Source organism: Cylindrospermum sp. FACHB-282, assembly GCF_014697195.1.
Classification (GTDB): Bacteria; Cyanobacteriota; Cyanobacteriia; order Cyanobacteriales; family Nostocaceae; genus Cylindrospermum.
In genome coordinates this window covers 63,422-78,901 of record NZ_JACJRJ010000010.1, presented here as the reverse complement: position 1 = coordinate 78,901, position 15,480 = coordinate 63,422, and the positions used below count along the sequence as shown (strand labels likewise).

General features: G+C 41.9%; 17 protein-coding genes and 1 pseudogene. 9 read left to right on the top strand and 9 right to left on the bottom strand.

Annotated features, from left to right (window positions below; all coding sequences use genetic code 11):
* Positions 1-69: 69 nt before the first annotated feature.
* The 3 genes from nifS to nifB all read right to left on the bottom strand — a co-directional run bounded on the left by nifS (position 70) and on the right by nifB (position 3,381).
* Positions 70-1,278 carry a cysteine desulfurase NifS gene (gene nifS, locus H6G32_RS07405; protein ID WP_190456633.1) on the bottom strand — a complete coding sequence of 403 codons (1,209 nt, stop codon included), beginning with the start codon at positions 1,276-1,278 and terminating at the stop codon, positions 70-72.
* A 123-nt stretch (positions 1,279-1,401) separates the two neighbouring features.
* Complete coding sequence (locus H6G32_RS07400; protein ID WP_190456631.1) at positions 1,402-1,746, bottom strand: 4Fe-4S binding protein; 345 nt, start codon at positions 1,744-1,746, stop codon at positions 1,402-1,404.
* A gap of 189 nt (positions 1,747-1,935) precedes the next feature.
* On the bottom strand, positions 1,936-3,381 hold the full coding sequence (gene nifB, locus H6G32_RS07395) for a nitrogenase cofactor biosynthesis protein NifB (RefSeq protein ID WP_190456777.1): 1,446 nt from the start codon (positions 3,379-3,381) through the stop codon (positions 1,936-1,938).
* A 1,099-nt stretch (positions 3,382-4,480) separates the two neighbouring features.
* Here nifB and H6G32_RS07390 point away from each other — a divergent pair.
* Complete coding sequence (locus H6G32_RS07390) at positions 4,481-5,425, top strand: NAD(P)-dependent alcohol dehydrogenase (RefSeq protein ID WP_190456629.1); 945 nt, start codon at positions 4,481-4,483, stop codon at positions 5,423-5,425.
* Positions 5,426-5,438: 13 nt separating this feature from the next.
* Here H6G32_RS07390 and H6G32_RS07385 read toward each other — a convergent pair whose 3' ends face one another.
* The 4 genes from H6G32_RS07385 to H6G32_RS07370 form a co-directional block, all read right to left on the bottom strand.
* Entirely contained in the window at positions 5,439-5,792 is a 354-nt protein-coding gene (locus H6G32_RS07385) for a DUF5615 family PIN-like protein (RefSeq protein WP_190456628.1), read from the bottom strand.
* Complete coding sequence (locus H6G32_RS07380; RefSeq protein ID WP_190456625.1) at positions 5,789-6,121, bottom strand: DUF433 domain-containing protein; 333 nt, start codon at positions 6,119-6,121, stop codon at positions 5,789-5,791. Before H6G32_RS07380 ends, H6G32_RS07385 begins: the two co-directional genes overlap by 4 nt.
* Before the next feature lie 196 nt (positions 6,122-6,317).
* Positions 6,318-7,001, bottom strand: a complete 684-nt coding sequence (locus tag H6G32_RS07375) for a hypothetical protein (protein ID WP_190456623.1) — start codon at positions 6,999-7,001, stop codon at positions 6,318-6,320.
* Positions 7,002-7,037: 36 nt separating this feature from the next.
* A complete protein-coding gene (locus H6G32_RS07370; protein ID WP_190456621.1) occupies positions 7,038-7,544 on the bottom strand; it encodes a hypothetical protein in 507 nt (168 codons plus the stop codon).
* A 610-nt stretch (positions 7,545-8,154) separates the two neighbouring features.
* On the opposite strand from H6G32_RS07370, the gene cysE reads away from it, so the two are divergent.
* The 8 genes and pseudogenes from cysE (at position 8,155) to H6G32_RS07330 (ending at position 13,085) form a co-directional block, all read left to right on the top strand.
* Positions 8,155-8,901: a serine O-acetyltransferase gene (gene cysE, locus H6G32_RS07365; RefSeq protein ID WP_190456618.1), complete on the top strand. Its 747-nt coding sequence runs from the start codon at positions 8,155-8,157 to the stop codon at positions 8,899-8,901.
* Between the two features lie 2 nt (positions 8,902-8,903).
* Positions 8,904-9,161, top strand: coding sequence for an Asr1405/Asl0597 family protein (locus tag H6G32_RS07360; protein WP_190456616.1), 258 nt, complete (start codon positions 8,904-8,906; stop codon positions 9,159-9,161).
* 349 nt (positions 9,162-9,510) lie between these two features.
* The gene (locus H6G32_RS07355) at positions 9,511-9,708 is read left to right on the top strand and encodes a DUF2949 domain-containing protein (RefSeq protein ID WP_190456615.1); all 198 of its coding nucleotides are present in this window, start codon (positions 9,511-9,513) and stop codon (positions 9,706-9,708) included.
* Positions 9,709-10,107: 399 nt separating this feature from the next.
* A complete protein-coding gene (gene nifV, locus H6G32_RS07350; RefSeq protein WP_190456613.1) occupies positions 10,108-11,241 on the top strand; it encodes a homocitrate synthase in 1,134 nt (377 codons plus the stop codon).
* Positions 11,228-11,516 (top strand): annotated as a pseudogene (locus tag H6G32_RS07345) (nitrogen fixation protein NifZ). The gene nifV and the pseudogene H6G32_RS07345 overlap by 14 nt, the downstream one beginning before the upstream one ends.
* Positions 11,491-11,694 carry a putative nitrogen fixation protein NifT gene (gene nifT, locus H6G32_RS07340; RefSeq protein WP_190456611.1) on the top strand — a complete coding sequence of 68 codons (204 nt, stop codon included), beginning with the start codon at positions 11,491-11,493 and terminating at the stop codon, positions 11,692-11,694. Before H6G32_RS07345 ends, nifT begins: the two are co-directional and overlap by 26 nt.
* A gap of 137 nt (positions 11,695-11,831) precedes the next feature.
* Positions 11,832-12,374: a (2Fe-2S) ferredoxin domain-containing protein gene (locus H6G32_RS07335; protein ID WP_190456610.1), complete on the top strand. Its 543-nt coding sequence runs from the start codon at positions 11,832-11,834 to the stop codon at positions 12,372-12,374.
* Positions 12,375-12,509: 135 nt separating this feature from the next.
* A complete protein-coding gene (locus H6G32_RS07330) occupies positions 12,510-13,085 on the top strand; it encodes a Uma2 family endonuclease (RefSeq protein ID WP_190456609.1) in 576 nt (191 codons plus the stop codon).
* Positions 13,086-13,331: 246 nt separating this feature from the next.
* On the opposite strand, the gene H6G32_RS07325 is transcribed toward H6G32_RS07330, so the two are convergent.
* Positions 13,332-13,913, bottom strand: a complete 582-nt coding sequence (locus H6G32_RS07325; RefSeq protein WP_190456608.1) for a hypothetical protein — start codon at positions 13,911-13,913, stop codon at positions 13,332-13,334.
* Positions 13,914-14,017: 104 nt separating this feature from the next.
* Entirely contained in the window at positions 14,018-15,400 is a 1,383-nt protein-coding gene (locus H6G32_RS07320) for a 1-acyl-sn-glycerol-3-phosphate acyltransferase (protein ID WP_190456775.1), read from the bottom strand.
* Between the last annotated feature and the right edge of the window lie 80 nt (positions 15,401-15,480).

Below are 15,480 nucleotides of genomic sequence, written 5' to 3'. Positions count from 1 at the left end.
ATGAGGATTAATATTAATCATTCTCAAATAAATCCTGTTAATCCTCTAATCCTCTAATCCTGATCCCCATTACTTATTCACTAGAGTTTGTGCCTGTTGTTGTAACCAACCCGCCTCGTCATTTTTGAAGGGTGAGAGGGCGCGGAGACGTTCGACAATCTCAGGCATTACGGCAATAACTTGATCAATCTCGGCGTCTGTGGTGAAGCGACTCAGACTAAAGCGAATGGAACCGTGCAAAGTGGTGTAGGGTAAACCCATAGCCCGGAGGACGTGGGAAGGTTCCAATGAGCCAGATGTACAAGCAGAACCGGATGAAGCACAGATACCGTATTTATTTAACGAAAGCAGAATTGCTTCACCTTCGATATATTTAAAACCAATATTGGTGGTGTTTGGCAATCTATGCTGAGGATCACCGTTAACTTCACAGTTGGGAATTGCGGCGAGTAAGGTTTTTTCTAGGCGATCGCGCAATTTTCTTTCTCTGTTGGTCGCATCGGGTAAATGTAACAGTTCCATTTCCGCCGCTTTGCCCAAGGCAATAATTCCCGGAACATTCTCTGTTCCTGCACGGCGTCCCCGTTCTTGGTGTCCCCCAATTAGGAAAGGACGGAACCTCACCCCACGCCGCACATACAAAGCGCCAATTCCTTTAGGTGCGTGTAGCTTGTGACCAGACAGAGTTAACATATCGATGGTGCTAGTCTTCATATTCAGCGGAATTTTTCCCACTGCTTGCACTGCATCGACATGAAAGATAGCGCCTCGTTCTTTAACTCTTAACCCAATTTGCTCAATTGGGAAAACCGTACCAGTTTCATTATTAGCATACATAATTGTTACCAGGGCGGTATTACCCGTCAGGGAGGCTTCTAATTCATTTAGATCCAACTGTCCCTGACTATCCACCGAAAGATAGGTAACACTGTAACCTTGGGTTTCTAGTTGTTTGCAGACATTCAACACCGCTGCATGTTCTACTTGAGTGGTGATGATGTGTCGCTTCTCTGGTTGTGCTAGCAATGCTGCACGGATGGCGGCGTTATCACCCTCAGTCCCGCAACTGGTAAAGATAATTTCTGATTCATCGGCTCCTAGGAGGGCTGCAAGCTGTTCTCTTGCTATTTTTACCCCTTTGCCGACTTGTCCGCCAAAGCTGTGCATACTAGAGGGATTACCGTAATAATCTGTCAGATAGGGCAGCATTACCTCTAGAACTTCTGGGTCTACCTGGGTGGTGGCATTATTATCGAGATAGATGCAGTTCTTTTGCATTGTTTCCAATTTTTTTATTTCACAAGAGCCAAGTAATTCGGCAAGAGGCAAGAGGCAAGAGGCAAGAGGCAGGGATAATTATCAATATTTTGTGCCCTTTGCTGTTTGCCCTTTACCCAAGATTTAAGCTGCTACTTGGCGTGGACGCTTTTGTAATTGCTCAGAAAATGTCTGGGAATAACAGTCAAACCAACGCTCCCAGTAATCTTGTTTATTGGTTAACTTGGCTAAGACGCGGTTATAATTGGCAAACCAACCTTCCCAATAATCGCTGGGCTGTTTAACGCAACCGTTGCAGGTGGGACAACCAGCTTTACACTGAGGTACGGTATGAATACTACCAACGCAGTTTGTGCAAAGTTCAGGATCAATCCAGCGCTGGTTATCAACTATCTTAATTGCATTGGTGGGACAGACAGACAGACAAAGATCACAGGAAATACACTGGCTAGTAATTTGGTAAGCCATGATTATTTACCTTTTTGGTAATTGGGGATTGGGAAAAAGGTAATTGGTAATTGCTAATTGCTAATTGGGGATTGGGGATTAGAGATTGGGGATTGGGAAAAAGGTGATTGGTAATTTCTAATTATTCAGACTATTACCCATTACCCATTACCCATTACCCATTACCCATTACCCATTACCCATTACCCATTACCCATTAGCTTTTACGTATTGCTCGTAAAACTCTAAAGCAACCTTTTCAATTACGTCGTAAGCTTCAATGGTTTGGATGCCAGCTTCTTGCAGTTTTTCTTGGGGACAGTTGCCAATCTTGGAAACCAAAACTGCTTTACAATCGGCGATCGCTTTCATAATACCTTCAAAGGTGGCTTCTTCACTGTATCCACCTTGACAATACTGGTCAATCTTGCGGTGACTGACAAAGCGAGCTTCGTTACCATCCACTTCATAAATCTGGAATTCTTTCGCATGACCGAAGTGTTGGTTAACCAATCCACCACCCTTGGTTGCTACTGCAACTAGGATTTTCGGATTGTTAGCAGATTTCTTGCCTACTTTCGCCTTTTCTTTGGCTACTTTGATTTCTTCCTTAAACTTCTCGATGCCTTCGTGAACTGTAGCGCGTTGTTCTAGGTCATATTCTGGAGTCATTTCCAAGAATTTATCTTTGGTAAATTCCTGGCTGCGGTCTTCTCCTAACAATCCTACCGCATCGGCTCGGCACTGGCGACAGTGGCGCATCATCTTCATGTTACCGGCGCAATTGTCTTGTACGTCCTTCAATTCTTTAGGTGAAGGGCCGCGCTGACCGGTTAAACCAAAGTGTGTGCCGTGTTCTGGTGCAGAAATCAGCGGCATAATGTTGTGCAGAAATGCACCGTTCTCACGAATGTATTTATTAACTTCCACCAAATGCTGGTCATTAATTCCCGGAATCATTACCGAGTTGACTTTGCACAAGATGTCCGCTTCTTTGAGAGCTTGCAATCCTTCCATCTGCTTTTCGAGCAGAATTTTGGCTCCTTCAACACCTCTGTAGCGCTTGCGTTTGTAGTGAACCCAAGAATAAATCTGGGCACCGATTTCTGGGTCTATGGTGTTAAAGGTGATGGTAACGTGGTCTATATTTAATTGTTTGATGCGATCGATGTATTCGGTCAGCATCAAGCCGTTGGTTGATAAGCAAAGCTTGATATCTGGTGCTTTGTCTGCAATCAACTCAAAGGTGCGGAAAGTTTTTTCTGGGTTTGCTAAAGGATCACCAGGGCCAGCTATTCCCAAAACTGTCATTTGAGGAATTTTACCTGCAATCACCAAAGCCTTGTGTGCGGCTTCTTCTGGCGTTAGCAATTCGCTAACTACCCCAGGGCGACTTTCGTTAGCGCAATCATACTTGCGGTTGCAATAGTTGCATTGAATGTTACAAGCTGGTGCAACTGCAACGTGCATCCGGGCGTAGTGATGGTGAGCGTCTTCGCTGTAGCAAGGATGTTGGGCGATGCGTTGTTGGAGCCTTTCGTCCCTTTCCACCGTGGCGCTAGTGTTGCTGTCGCAACCGCAACCACCGGATTTTGCTTGGGTTACTATTGGTTCCTGATAATCAGATGTGAGGAGTCCTGTAGCCGGTAGTGTCATTGAATTTCGCAAAAGTTCGGTGGGCTGGCTGCCACTGTGGGAGATGCCGTTGCTACTCCCTATGCTCATGAATTGAAGTCGAGTCTGATACTCACGCTGCCCTTAGGTGTTAACCCTGGAGCGGTAGCGTAGACGCCTAATGAAGGCGGCTAATCGCCGATTCGGGCAGGCTGACCAAGAAAATTTACATTCTTGAGGTTCTGGCTGGTGTCTGTCAACGTTTTGGTTTTGGGTAGAATTGGTGTATACCTACTCAACTTCTATTCATTGAGGCATAGTGCTATCTCATCCCTCCACTCACTTTTCGCTTTGTTTTTTTGGATTAGAGCGTTGAGTGATTGGCGATATAAGATTTATATCAGCCGTCCATTGTTAGGCGGTTTGTCTATCTGGGATAGAATTTATTGGATATATTAAGCTTGTACTCAAAAATTGAAACCCTGATGATTGGGGCATTACAAGAATTAAAAAATCTTTTTTCGGGTAGGGGTTCTAGTATTTTCTCATTGGGGTACGAGTATTTATGGAACGGGGTTCAGGATTTCTTTGTACTCAATTAAAACTCAATACCAACAAGGCATTGAGCGTTATTCTGGCTGTTTTTTGGATCTGCTAGCCTGTACTCAGGTGTCCCTCAAATCCCGCTCAGGGCAATAATTTCTAGGGGGTTGAAGGGGGGAAAAACTGGAGTAAGCTAATTCGTGCCTCTCCAGATACGTGCGAAATTCAATTCTGTATCCAACATATCATTTTATTTTGGGGAAAAATGCAATTCATATTTTTTTAAGTTTTGGATTAATAATGCTATTCAATAGCAGTTATAAGCGTTACTGGATAAGGCTTTTAGCCTCCCATAAATAGGTACATTGAGCAGATGATTTTCACATAATTTAATTTTTCACTGCTCTTTTTTTTGTTCTGGGGCTGCTGCCTAGGAATAAATACTAGTACCCCAAGGGGAAATTCAAAATTCAAAATGAATACAGTACTTCTACTCTCTGCCTAACGGCTGATTTTTCGGTGAAAATGCCGCAATTGTTTACCATGAACTCTAACCGTCGTTAGACTGTAATCATAGAAGGTGGCAGGAGGAAAAGCGATGAAAGCAGTTGTTATCAGGAAATATGGCTCTGCTGAGGTGTTGCAGTATGAAGATGTGGAGCCACCAAAAATTAAGTCTAACCAGTTACTTGTTAAAGTCCACGCTAGTAGTGTTAATCCCATTGATTGGAAAATCCGCAAGGGGATGTTTAGCTTGATTACAGGCAGCACATTCCCAAAAATTTTGGGGTTTGATTTGGCGGGAGAGGTGGTGCAAGTTGGCTCTCAAGTTACGCGCTTTAAATCAGGAGACGCCATTTATGGCAGCACTGGCTTACCTGGGGGAGCTTATGCAGAATATGCGGCGATCGCCGAAAATTTGGTGGCTCTCAAACCCAGCAACCTCACCTACGAAGAAGCTGCTGCTGTCCCAGGAGGGGCACTAACGGCTCTACAATCCCTGCGCGACCAAGGTCAGATCAAATCAGGTCAATTAGTATTAATCAATGGCGCTGCGGGCGGTGTGGGCAGTTTTGGAGTGCAAATTGCCAAGGCTTTGGGGGCTGAGGTGACGGGAGTTTGCAGTACTAAAAATTTGGATTTGGTGAAATCTCTGAACGCAGATTTTGTGATTGACTATACGCAACAGGATTTTGCTAAAGGTAATGTGCAGTACGATATTATTTTTGATGCCGTGGGCAAGCGATCGCTTTCTCAATGCAAAGGAGTCCTCAAACCCAACGGCATCTACATCACCACCTTACCTACTCCAGAAAGCGTCCTGGAAACCCTGATCACAGCATTTTTCCCCGGTCAAAAAGCTAAATTGGTCTTGGAAAAACCCAATACTCAAGACTTGGATTATTTAAAAGAGTTGATTGAAGCGGGCAAAATTCGTGTAGTGATTGATCGCACATATCCCCTGCAAGAATTAGCCGCAGCCCACGCTTATAGCGAAACTGAGCGGGCTTCTGGGAAAATTGCGATCGCTATTACCAGTTAATTAAGCGACTATATCAAAATGGGATTGACATGATCTGATTGACCAATTCTTCAGCAGTAGACGCTTCCCAAACAAGGATAAGTGCTTCAATTGCTTCACTGGTTGACAGACTTTGAGAAAGAATCAAAACTCCAGCACTGGTTTGTGACATGATAAAGTCACCAAACTCAGTAGGCATCGTTTTTCGGTCATGGGTGACAAGAACTCTGCCTTCCCGCGCTGCTATTGCTAACACCTCTGGGTCTTTTTTGCCTTCAAGCTTTGCTGTATATGCTGATTGAAAATCAAGGTTTGGTTGCCTACGTATTGTGCCAGTAACAATCGCTTGCTTGAGGTCAGCATCTGCTTGAAATCGAATTGCTGTCATACCTGGCGCTGCTTCTGTGCTTGAGCAGCTTTCAACTTCTGATACAGAAGCGGATTCTTTTGTCGCATGGATTGTTGTAATTGCTCGAATTCTGTCTCACCTTGCTTTAAGTAGGCATCAACAACTTCTCGGTTAGCAAGATAAAAAGCGATCGCACCATAAACTTGTTCCAGTGAAAGCAAAGGAAAGTTTTCGGCTATGCTTTCAGGAGATTCTCCATTGAGAAAGCCATATACAATTGAATCGAGAGAAATACGTGTCTCCCCAATCCAGTAACCTTCATTGCGCTGTTCGATATATTGCTTTGTTTGGGTCGGTGCTAGGGTCATAGGACTAATGACTACTACTTAACTAGATATTATATACTCAATTAGTTGGCGTAGTTAGACGGTATTAATTTCAAATGCATATTTAATTTTCACTGATATGTCTAATGAGTAGGCGTTTTGGGATATCTAAGTTCATGATGCGTTGGGCTTTGCGACAACGCACCCTACATGACTGATGCGATCGCAATTACAAATATTATCTCGAAACCCATGACCAACTATGTTTACATTTCGGACACGTCAAATTCAGTTGCCCCAAATTACTTGGAGCGCGTAGTTTCTGGGAGCATTTTGGACAAGGAATAATGACTTTTTCAGGTTCTGTTGTTTGGCTAGGCGAAAAAATCTGTCCCACAAGTTTATAAGCTTCGCTGAGAGGAATTTGACCATTCTCTACAGCTTGCATTAGTCGATGAGCATCATCAGGGCTAATCAAATTATCTTTGAGTGGTTCCTTCAAGAACAAATGAAACTTTGTCTTGTCACCCTCATCAAAATTAGATTGTCTTTCTTTGGCTTCAGTTTCTCTCAACCTTTCCTTCAATTCATTCAATAATTGCTTGCGTTTACCTTCATTAAAACCACCATTTTTGATTAACCTTGCTACACCATAAGCAGCAGCACCCCCAGCTACAGCAGCACCGCCTACAACTACAGCAGGGGTAGCAGCTACAAACATACCAATACCTGTTATCGCTGTGATAATGGGTATAGAGGCTGTTGTTGTTCCTATAGCTGCTGCTAATCCTCCGAGTCCAACAGCACCTAACGCAGTCGCCCCTACATCAGCAAGGATTCCGACCTTATCATTTGGGTTCTTCTCTAGTTGCTCAATTGTTTTGAGTAGTTGTTCCTTTGTCAGATTTTGATTTTCAGACATTTTAAGCCTCGTTTTTTCAAAGTTTCAAGCTAAAGCTCAAGCAGTAATAACGCTACGAAACACAGTATTGAATACGTCTGCAAGGAGTTCAAAGAAGAGTTGAGCAGTTTCAACAATTTCTTCGCCTGCACCCCGAAACCGCTTATCTAGGTTGTTACCAAATACTGCACCAGTTAGAGTAATAACTATTCCTAATGCTGTTGCTAATGGGGCTAGAATTTGGCCTAAAAATGGTATTGAGGTGATTAAACCTACAATAGCAGCCCCAACAACACCACCTATACCAACACCCACCACCAAAAAAGGATGAGCTTTAACAAACTCAAGAATTTTGAAGAGTACAATCTTGCCGACAGCAAAGACTTTTCCTGCAACCTTCTTTGTATAAGTGACAAGTTCATGTAAGCGACTGACAACTTCTTCTGGAAGTCCAAGCTCTTGAAGTTGTGCATACACCTCAAAGCTTTTTACCGATTCTGCTTCTACATTCCAAAGCGCCAGTTTTAAGTTTGCTTGTCCTGCTGATAACTCTTTATTGTCCATGAGGAATGCCAATGAGTATTATTATACAATAATAATAGATATACGTGTTAGTGTCTAGGAGATAGGCCATTTAATATCATCCCGTTCATCAAAGGAAAGCTGTATTGGGTTCCTATAATTCTGATAACTTTCAAATTATAATATTCCTGGTTTGATTTCGTATCTCTGCATACAGCAAAAACAACCGAGAACAAAAATCAAAAAAATAGTTTGTTAACTACCAAAATCATAAATTAATAATCGTAGCTGAGTATACAGAATTGCTAGTTGTAGTCTTGTCTACATTCGATTTCCGGCCAAATGAGTACAGCTTAATCTATCGCCAAATATCTGGCATAAATGGCTGCAAACTTCCACAAACAAAGGTTTTACTGTTGAGTACATAAGTTCTGAACCCCCCACCCGATAAAAGCTAGTACCCCTATTTTAAAAAGCTAGTACCCCTACCCCAAGGCAAATTTCAAATATGCTTGGAGCGGGGGTTTTAGGTACTTGAGTACAACCTTAATCATTCCAATAGATCCAATCAGCGTCTGATGTACTGTCCAGTTTGGAGTGGACTGATATAAGCATAAAAATAGCACAAAGCTTTTTTACCCAGACAGTAACAATGCAACAGTCTTTAGACAGTGACAGTAAAACCCAAACAGCAAAGATTCAGGATACAGCAGCTACTTCTCTGTGGAAAAATCTACTCTCTGGCGGTTTTTTTGAGCCATTATTGAGCGATTTTCAGATCATCTTTGAGCGCGATCCAGCAGCACGTAATTGGCTAGAGGTGGTGTTTTGCTACCCTGGATTTCATGCACTCTGTTTGCATCGTCTTGCTCACTGGTTACACCTGCGGAAAGTAAGTTTTATCCCCCGGTTAATTTCTCACTTGGGGCGCTTTTTGACAGGAATTGAAATTCACCCTGGTGCAGAGATTGGTAAAGGTGTGTTTATTGACCACGGAATGGGTGTTGTCATTGGTGAAACTGCCATTGTAGGAGACTATACACTAATTTATCAGGGTGTCACCCTTGGGGGAACTGGGAAAGAAAGCGGTAAACGTCATCCTACCTTGGGTGCAAATGTTGTGGTGGGATCAGGTGCGAAGGTTTTGGGTAATCTGCAAATAGGCGATCGCGTCCGCATTGGTGCAGGTTCAATTGTCTTACGGAATGTCCCTCCAGATTCCACTGTTGTCGGGGTTCCGGGCCGAATTATTTCCCGGAAGCAAAGTGACAAACTCTGTCCCCTAGAACATGGATTGCTACCCGATGTAGAAGCAACTGTGCTTAGTTCTTTGCACTCCCGAATTGAGCAATTAGAACAACAACTGCAAACCCTGATGAGTAATCAAAAGGATTCTTGAGTATGTACCCCAATTGTAGTTATGTTGCTCTAGGCGATCAAGTTTTGCAGATTCCTTTAAGCGATCGCTATTCAATATATCACCGTTTGCAAGAGTTGATGATTACCTCTTCATGTCTTCCTGATGGTTCTTTGCACGTACAAGTAAACAGTTTACTAACAGCAATTCTTGTCCACAGTATAGTTATGCAATTTCTGGCTACTCGCCAAGAATTACTAGACTGGCTAGAGCATTGCTGGAATTATAGCGCTGAGTTTTGAGTGCTGAATATCAAGTGGCAGAGGTCAAGATATTTTCTTTTCACAAGTGTGTGAGTGATAGCGCATCGGGTGCAGATGAGTGTATTTAGAATACTTCAGCCAAAAAAGATCAGGAAAAAATTTATCATGCACGTATGATTTATTCTCCTGGCAAGCTGAAGTTACTATTCACTAACAAATTCTCTTGCAGATTGCAGATAGTTAGTCTAACCTTGGGTTTCTGCCACCCTGCTCAATCTAAAAAATCCTGACAAATTTTTCCTGATCAGGGCGAAATTAGCAAGTATAACTTGGAATTTCACTTCTTTAATTTCTTCTTGGCTCAATAACTTTGAACGTCCGATTGATTATGGTACATCGCAACATCAATATAAAATTACTCCATTTTTTGCACAATGAACTCGAACTTTCAAATGCTGATATTGCTGTAGCATTGCGACACCGTGAGTTAGAGAATGGCCCTTTACCTATGCTCCTCTGGCAGTATGGTCTAGTTAATTTAGAGCAACTAGAGCGAATTTTTGATTGGCTAGCAGACCACCCTTAGTTAACCTACAAGTCAAACTTTTAAGCAGATTGCGGATCTACAGGTCAACAATAGAAAAAATATGAGGCTAGTAACATGATTTCTAACTTGATTGCTGGACTAAGCATCTTAATTTTTTTGGGAATTACTAATAGTTATGTCAGCTATTTGTTATTTGCCAAAATTCCCAAGCCACCCTCGGAAAACCATTCGTAAATTATACCAAAATTTAGTTCCTTGTCATACAGATGCAGTGTGAATCATTATGTAATATTTAAGTAAGAATGACAAATCATGCATTAAGCATGGTGATGTTTTTAGCATTTGCCTTAAGTATTCAGCAATTAATCTAGCATCTACCATTACTAGGAATTGTAGAAAAAACATATTATGAATAATTCCAAGAGAGGAATGGTTGGGATGAATCAAATCATAATTAATGACACTACATTACGTGATGGAGAACAAGCAGCAGGCGTTGCTTTTACCTTAGAAGAAAAAGTAGCGATCGCCAAATTTCTCGATGCCATTGGTATCCCTGAGTTAGAAGTCGGTATTCCGGCCATGGGTGAAGCAGAAAAACACGCAATTATGGCAATTTCTGACTTAGGTTTAGAAGCCAAACTCCTAGGCTGGAACCGCGCCGTCATGTCAGATATTAAAGCTTCTATCGCCTGCGGACTAGAGCGAGTACATATTGCTATTCCCGTTTCTGGTATTCAAATCGCCGCTAAATTTCATGGTCAATGGCGGGTAAGTTTACAAAAACTTAAAGACTGTATTCACTTCGCTCTAGATAATGGTCTTTGGGTAGCCGTGGGAGGAGAAGATTCTTCTAGGGCTGATGAAAGTTTTCTCTTAGATGTAGCACTAAATGCTCAAGAATGGGGTGCATCAAGGTTTCGTTTCTGCGATACTGTAGGAGTACTTGACCCCTTCACCACTCTGACAAAAGTCAAGCGATTAGTATCAGCTTTATCGATTCCTTTAGAAATTCACACCCATAACGATTTTGGTCTAGCAACTGCTAATGCTTTAGCTGGCATTAAAGGTGGAGCCACATCTGTAAATACCACCGTTAACGGGTTAGGTGAAAGGGCTGGAAATGCAGCTTTAGAAGAAGTTGTCATGGCGATGAAACGCATCTATGGCATCGATTTAGGTATTGATACTCCGCGTTTGTTGGAACTATCTCAATTAGTTGTTTCTGCATCAGGTGCTAACGTCCCACCTTGGAAGGCAATCGTTGGAGAAAACACCTTTGCTCACGAGTCTGGTATTCATGCACATGGTGTGCTGCAAAACCCAGTAACTTACGAACCTTATGCTCCTGAAGAAGTAGGTTGGGAACGGCGTTTAGTTCTGGGTAAGCATTCTGGACGGCATTTAATTTCTAATTTGCTAGAACAGTACGGCATCTTTTTGAACCCAGAAGAAACTCAGTCTGTTTTAGATGTAGTGCGCCAACAGTCGGTATTGAAAAAACGCTGCCTCACTACAGAAGAACTGTTGACTTTAGTAAGAGAACAGAGGTTTTCTCATGCAACGCGATGAATTAGAACTAGACTTACCACCCGCTTTTGAAATTGGTCAAAAAGTGCGAATTCGCAAATTGATCAAAAATGATGGTACATTTCCCGGTCAAGAAATTGGGGCAGTTTTAGCGCAAAAGGGAGAAGTTGGTTATATAGCAAGTATAGGCACATATTTACAGAGTTCCTATATTTATGCCGTGCATTTCTTAAATACAGGGTTCGTTGTCGGTTGTAAAAAGAAAGAAATAGAATCTGTTGAGGAAACTCCATGAAAGTAATGCTACGGATGAATGATGCTGGTACTTTGGTTGTCTACGTTGCCAAAAAAGACCTAGAAGAAGAAGTTGTAAAACAAATAGACAGCGAGCAAGGGAAGATTTTAACTTTAGCAAATGGTTGGGAATTGGAATTTGCCAATTTGCCAGAATCTAAAAATTTACCTCAAACTGTAGAAGCTAAACGCCTCGCATAAAAACTCCACACGACAATGAAGAGAGAAGGTAAAAGGTAAAAAAAGGTTTTTACTTCTTCCTTCTTCCTCTAGATGAGCAACATCGCCCCATTAGAGTGGGGTTTATTATTTTCTATTTGGAATTTGAGTTGCTGAACATGGGTGAAAAATACTTGACGTTATCGGAGTTGAACATCGAGGGGCAGTTTCTCGGTTTTGTGGGAGATAAGCCTGGAAAATATAAATACTTGCAATTGGCGATTTCATCGGGAAATGTGCTAATTAAATTGCCTAAAGAGTTACGCTTGTCTCTAGGTTTATCTTTGGTTTCTGGTGAGCAAGTTAGCGTTTGTGGTATTTGTAAGTTAAACCCACGGACAGGTAAAATTAAACTCAAAGTTTCGCGGGTAAATCAAATTGGCTTTTGTCCAGTTGACAATCTAGCACCCCAACCTAAAGCCAAGATTATGGTATGTCAAAAATCTGGTTGCCTCAAGCGGGGTGGTAAGGGGTTATTATCAGAATTAGAGAAGACTTTGTGCGATCGCGGTTTGTTGGACAAAGTCACAATTGAGCATACCGATTGCCAAAAACGTTGCAGCAGCGCCCCTAACTGCTTTTTAACCATTGGTAAAAAGGAGTACAAGAAGCTTCAACCAGCGGCGATCGCATCTTTGCTAGAAAATCACCTCACTCAATAGACCTAGCAGTAAAAATTAAATATGCATTATTTACAGTAGGGGTACAGCATTGCTGTGCCCCTACCGCGTGGTCTATTTACTTAAATTTTGAGTAAAGAGTTAAAATATCAATAGCTCTGTACTCCCGTAGTTTTTATGACTGTAGTCACTGCTAAACGCTTCACTATAGCTGAATATCACCGTCTAGCAGAACTCGGCTTCTTTGGGGAGAATGACCGAGTTGAGCTAATTAAGGGTGAAATAATTCAGATGGCTGCAAAAGGTAAACCGCATTCTGTTTGCAATACTCGGTTGTATCGAGAGCTATTCAAAATAGTTGCAGAAAAGGCGACTCTTAGAGGACAAGAACCAATTATTATTTCTGACAACAGTGAACCAGAACCTGATTTGGCGATTGTGCCAAATCATCCTGATGACTATCTGGCAAATGATCCCAGCCCTGCTGATATCTTAGTTTTAATTGAAATTGCAGATTCCTCTTTAAAATATGACCAAGAGGTGAAATTACCTCTTTATGCAGAAGCAGATATTTCTGATTATTGGATATTTAATTTATTAAATAATTGTCTAGAGTGTTACAGCGAACCTTATCAAGATTCCCAAGCTAAATTTGGTTATCGTCGCAAGTTGATTTTTCTGCCTAATGAATTTGTTAATCTCCCATCTTTCCCTGATTTATTTCTGGATTTATCTAAAGTGTTTCCAGGGTGATTCATCCGCATATCAACCAGATTGCGAAATCTTTTAGAATAATGCTGATCATTTTTTAGTTCCCCATCTTTAAATAGTCCCCGTACTCGCTTCAGGTGTGATAAATATTTTGGTATCTCTTCTTTTACCTCCGTAACTTCAGGCAACAAATGTGCAACTCCGAATAGTTTTCCCAAAGAAGATGTTTTTAAAAAAGCTTGCCTTTGGGCATGAGTCATCATCTCCCTTGACCCTGCTCTGATTTCATCACTGTTCATATAGCTTTGCTCCTCCCAATTGGCTTTCGTGTCGCTGACAGAATTCTGCTGCTGCTGTTCGTGAGAATCTGAAGCCATATAAATCTTCTCCAGGAGTGCTAAGTGAGAAACCAAGATACTCCATCTGAACCTTGTCTCTATAGTATGACACAGCAGTATCGAAAGCTTCTAGGATAACTAGCGGCTCGTCAGCTTCTGTTTGACAAAACTCAAAAGCAACCTTTGTTGCATACCATATTAACCATTTGCCAATTGGTTCTATGAACCGTTCTGTCTCCTTGCCTCGACTGGTAGGGTGGGCTTCTATATGTGCTATTTCTATAAATCTGGGAGGAGCAGGAACGGGATAAAAATATGGATACAAACTGTAATGCACTAATCCCCAAATTTGACCGTCATATACGATTTTGACTATGTTTTGACACTCAAAATCCATATTTCGCCAAAAATTTACCCAGTTACAAGACCAATTCGTGGGCATATCATCTGCGCTAGCTGGAGAAATCAAAGCAGTTTCCTCAGATGCTGATTGGATTAGGACTTTTACCTGATAACTGCCAATGGTAGTCAATTAAGTTTTATAACCTTTTAGTAGATAGGGTTAAAACTTATAAATTATACAATGACTTAGGTAGCAATTAACAGGTTAAGCTAATTATTAATATTTCGTCCTTATCATCCCTTGGTAATCATTCCCTCCAAGGCTTGCTGTAAATCATTTGTTAACTCAGCAACAGCTTGCTTTGCACCGACGCGATTAGTTTTGTAACCCGGAAACCGGTCAGAAACAGATAACGGTTTTCCCACAGTAATTTTTACTTTTTGCTTACCCAATTGCGGACGCGGGGAAGGATAATTACCCTTGATTTTGGCTACCATATTCCATAAAATTAAAGTTGTTTCAGCGAACCTTTCTACCGTTGGTTTTTCGAGGATGTAACTAGTAGAAACCGCCACAAAACTTTCTACCAACCTCATGTGCCACATTCGAGAATTTGCTTCTTCAGCTATGCGATCGCCTAAAGCTTTCTCAATGGGCGATAATGCTGTAATATCCTTAAACTCTTCTCTAAATATATAATTCCATCCCGCTTGTTCTACCCGCCGACAACGGTCAGTCCAATTACCTCTTGATGATAAATCAAAATACTGCTCTGAAATAAATAACGCTACATTCATTACAGCTTGTAATCGATGTGAGAGGGCTTCATTTCTATCTGTAATTTCCTTATCTGTAATCTTGGCATCTGGCAGTTTTTGATGATAGAAACGGGTGTAAAATTGCTCCATCAAAGATAATAAATGTTCTGCCAAAGTCAACAGCCGAGGATAAAGGGACTCCACAGAAGCGACATTACCTTGATTCAGAGGTAAACCACTAGCGGCTTCTAATTCGCTTAACAAATTGGCGATCGCATCCCAAGGCGCATCCACATAACTATATTTAATCCCAACTGGTACAATTAAAACCTGCTCAGAGCGTCCAGCCTTCAGCAAATCCTCAGCGCACCAAAAACCCATTTGGGCGATTCCCGGTTCTAAAGGGCTGATAATCTCCGATAAACCATTAGTTGCACCTTCTGGCGCCGCAGCCATCGGGAATTTGCCATTAGCAAACAAATCCCGCGCTGAACGTAACCCCGCCCAGTCAGCCTTACCCCGCTGAATGGGAGTACCACCTAAACGAGAAGCCACCCAGCCGACATAGCTACCCGCCCATAGAGGAATTCCGCGATCGTAGATAAAATGAGCATGAATCGGAGACTGTAGCGTTATACCTTGCGATCGCGCTATCTTGGGTACGAGTTGCGAAGACAAGTAGGTTAAAGCAAATGGATCATCCGTTTTCGGGTGGCGAAAAGCCAGCATAAAGCGGATTTTACCTTCCTGAAACTGGCGATAAAGATCCACCAACTCTTCGACGTTATCTGCTTCAATTTCGCTGATAGGTGTTTGCCAGCGGATCAAGTTCGGTAACAACAGATGAAAAAATCGGAGAAATAACGGATTAAACGCCGGCGGGATAAACTCTAGGGGTGGTTGTGCTTGATAAATCATATCGGTCAAGGTAGTTTACGCCTGAAGTTGCGATGAGACAGTTTAGACTGAACAATGAAAATGTTTATAGAGTTTTTTTA

Excerpts from the sequence above, each read along its gene's own strand:
- H6G32_RS07375 (WP_190456623.1), bottom strand. The coding sequence starts at position 7,001 with ATGTCTGAAAATCAAAATCTGACAAAGGAACAACTACTCAAAACAATT.
- H6G32_RS07360 (WP_190456616.1), top strand. The coding sequence starts at position 8,904 with ATGTACCCCAATTGTAGTTATGTTGCTCTAGGCGATCAAGTTTTGCAG.
- nifT (WP_190456611.1), top strand. The coding sequence starts at position 11,491 with ATGAAAGTAATGCTACGGATGAATGATGCTGGTACTTTGGTTGTCTAC.
- H6G32_RS07380 (WP_190456625.1), bottom strand. The coding sequence starts at position 6,121 with ATGACCCTAGCACCGACCCAAACAAAGCAATATATCGAACAGCGCAAT.
- H6G32_RS07385 (WP_190456628.1), bottom strand. The coding sequence starts at position 5,792 with ATGACAGCAATTCGATTTCAAGCAGATGCTGACCTCAAGCAAGCGATT.
- H6G32_RS07370 (WP_190456621.1), bottom strand. The coding sequence starts at position 7,544 with ATGGACAATAAAGAGTTATCAGCAGGACAAGCAAACTTAAAACTGGCG.
- H6G32_RS07320 (WP_190456775.1), bottom strand. The coding sequence starts at position 15,400 with ATGATTTATCAAGCACAACCACCCCTAGAGTTTATCCCGCCGGCGTTT.
- H6G32_RS07355 (WP_190456615.1), top strand. The coding sequence starts at position 9,511 with ATGGTACATCGCAACATCAATATAAAATTACTCCATTTTTTGCACAAT.
- nifB (WP_190456777.1), bottom strand. The coding sequence starts at position 3,381 with ATGACACTACCGGCTACAGGACTCCTCACATCTGATTATCAGGAACCA.
- H6G32_RS07330 (WP_190456609.1), top strand. The coding sequence starts at position 12,510 with ATGACTGTAGTCACTGCTAAACGCTTCACTATAGCTGAATATCACCGT.
- cysE (WP_190456618.1), top strand. The coding sequence starts at position 8,155 with ATGCAACAGTCTTTAGACAGTGACAGTAAAACCCAAACAGCAAAGATT.
- nifV (WP_190456613.1), top strand. The coding sequence starts at position 10,108 with ATGAATCAAATCATAATTAATGACACTACATTACGTGATGGAGAACAA.
- H6G32_RS07335 (WP_190456610.1), top strand. The coding sequence starts at position 11,832 with ATGGGTGAAAAATACTTGACGTTATCGGAGTTGAACATCGAGGGGCAG.
- H6G32_RS07390 (WP_190456629.1), top strand. The coding sequence starts at position 4,481 with ATGAAAGCAGTTGTTATCAGGAAATATGGCTCTGCTGAGGTGTTGCAG.
- H6G32_RS07400 (WP_190456631.1), bottom strand. The coding sequence starts at position 1,746 with ATGGCTTACCAAATTACTAGCCAGTGTATTTCCTGTGATCTTTGTCTG.
- nifS (WP_190456633.1), bottom strand. The coding sequence starts at position 1,278 with ATGCAAAAGAACTGCATCTATCTCGATAATAATGCCACCACCCAGGTA.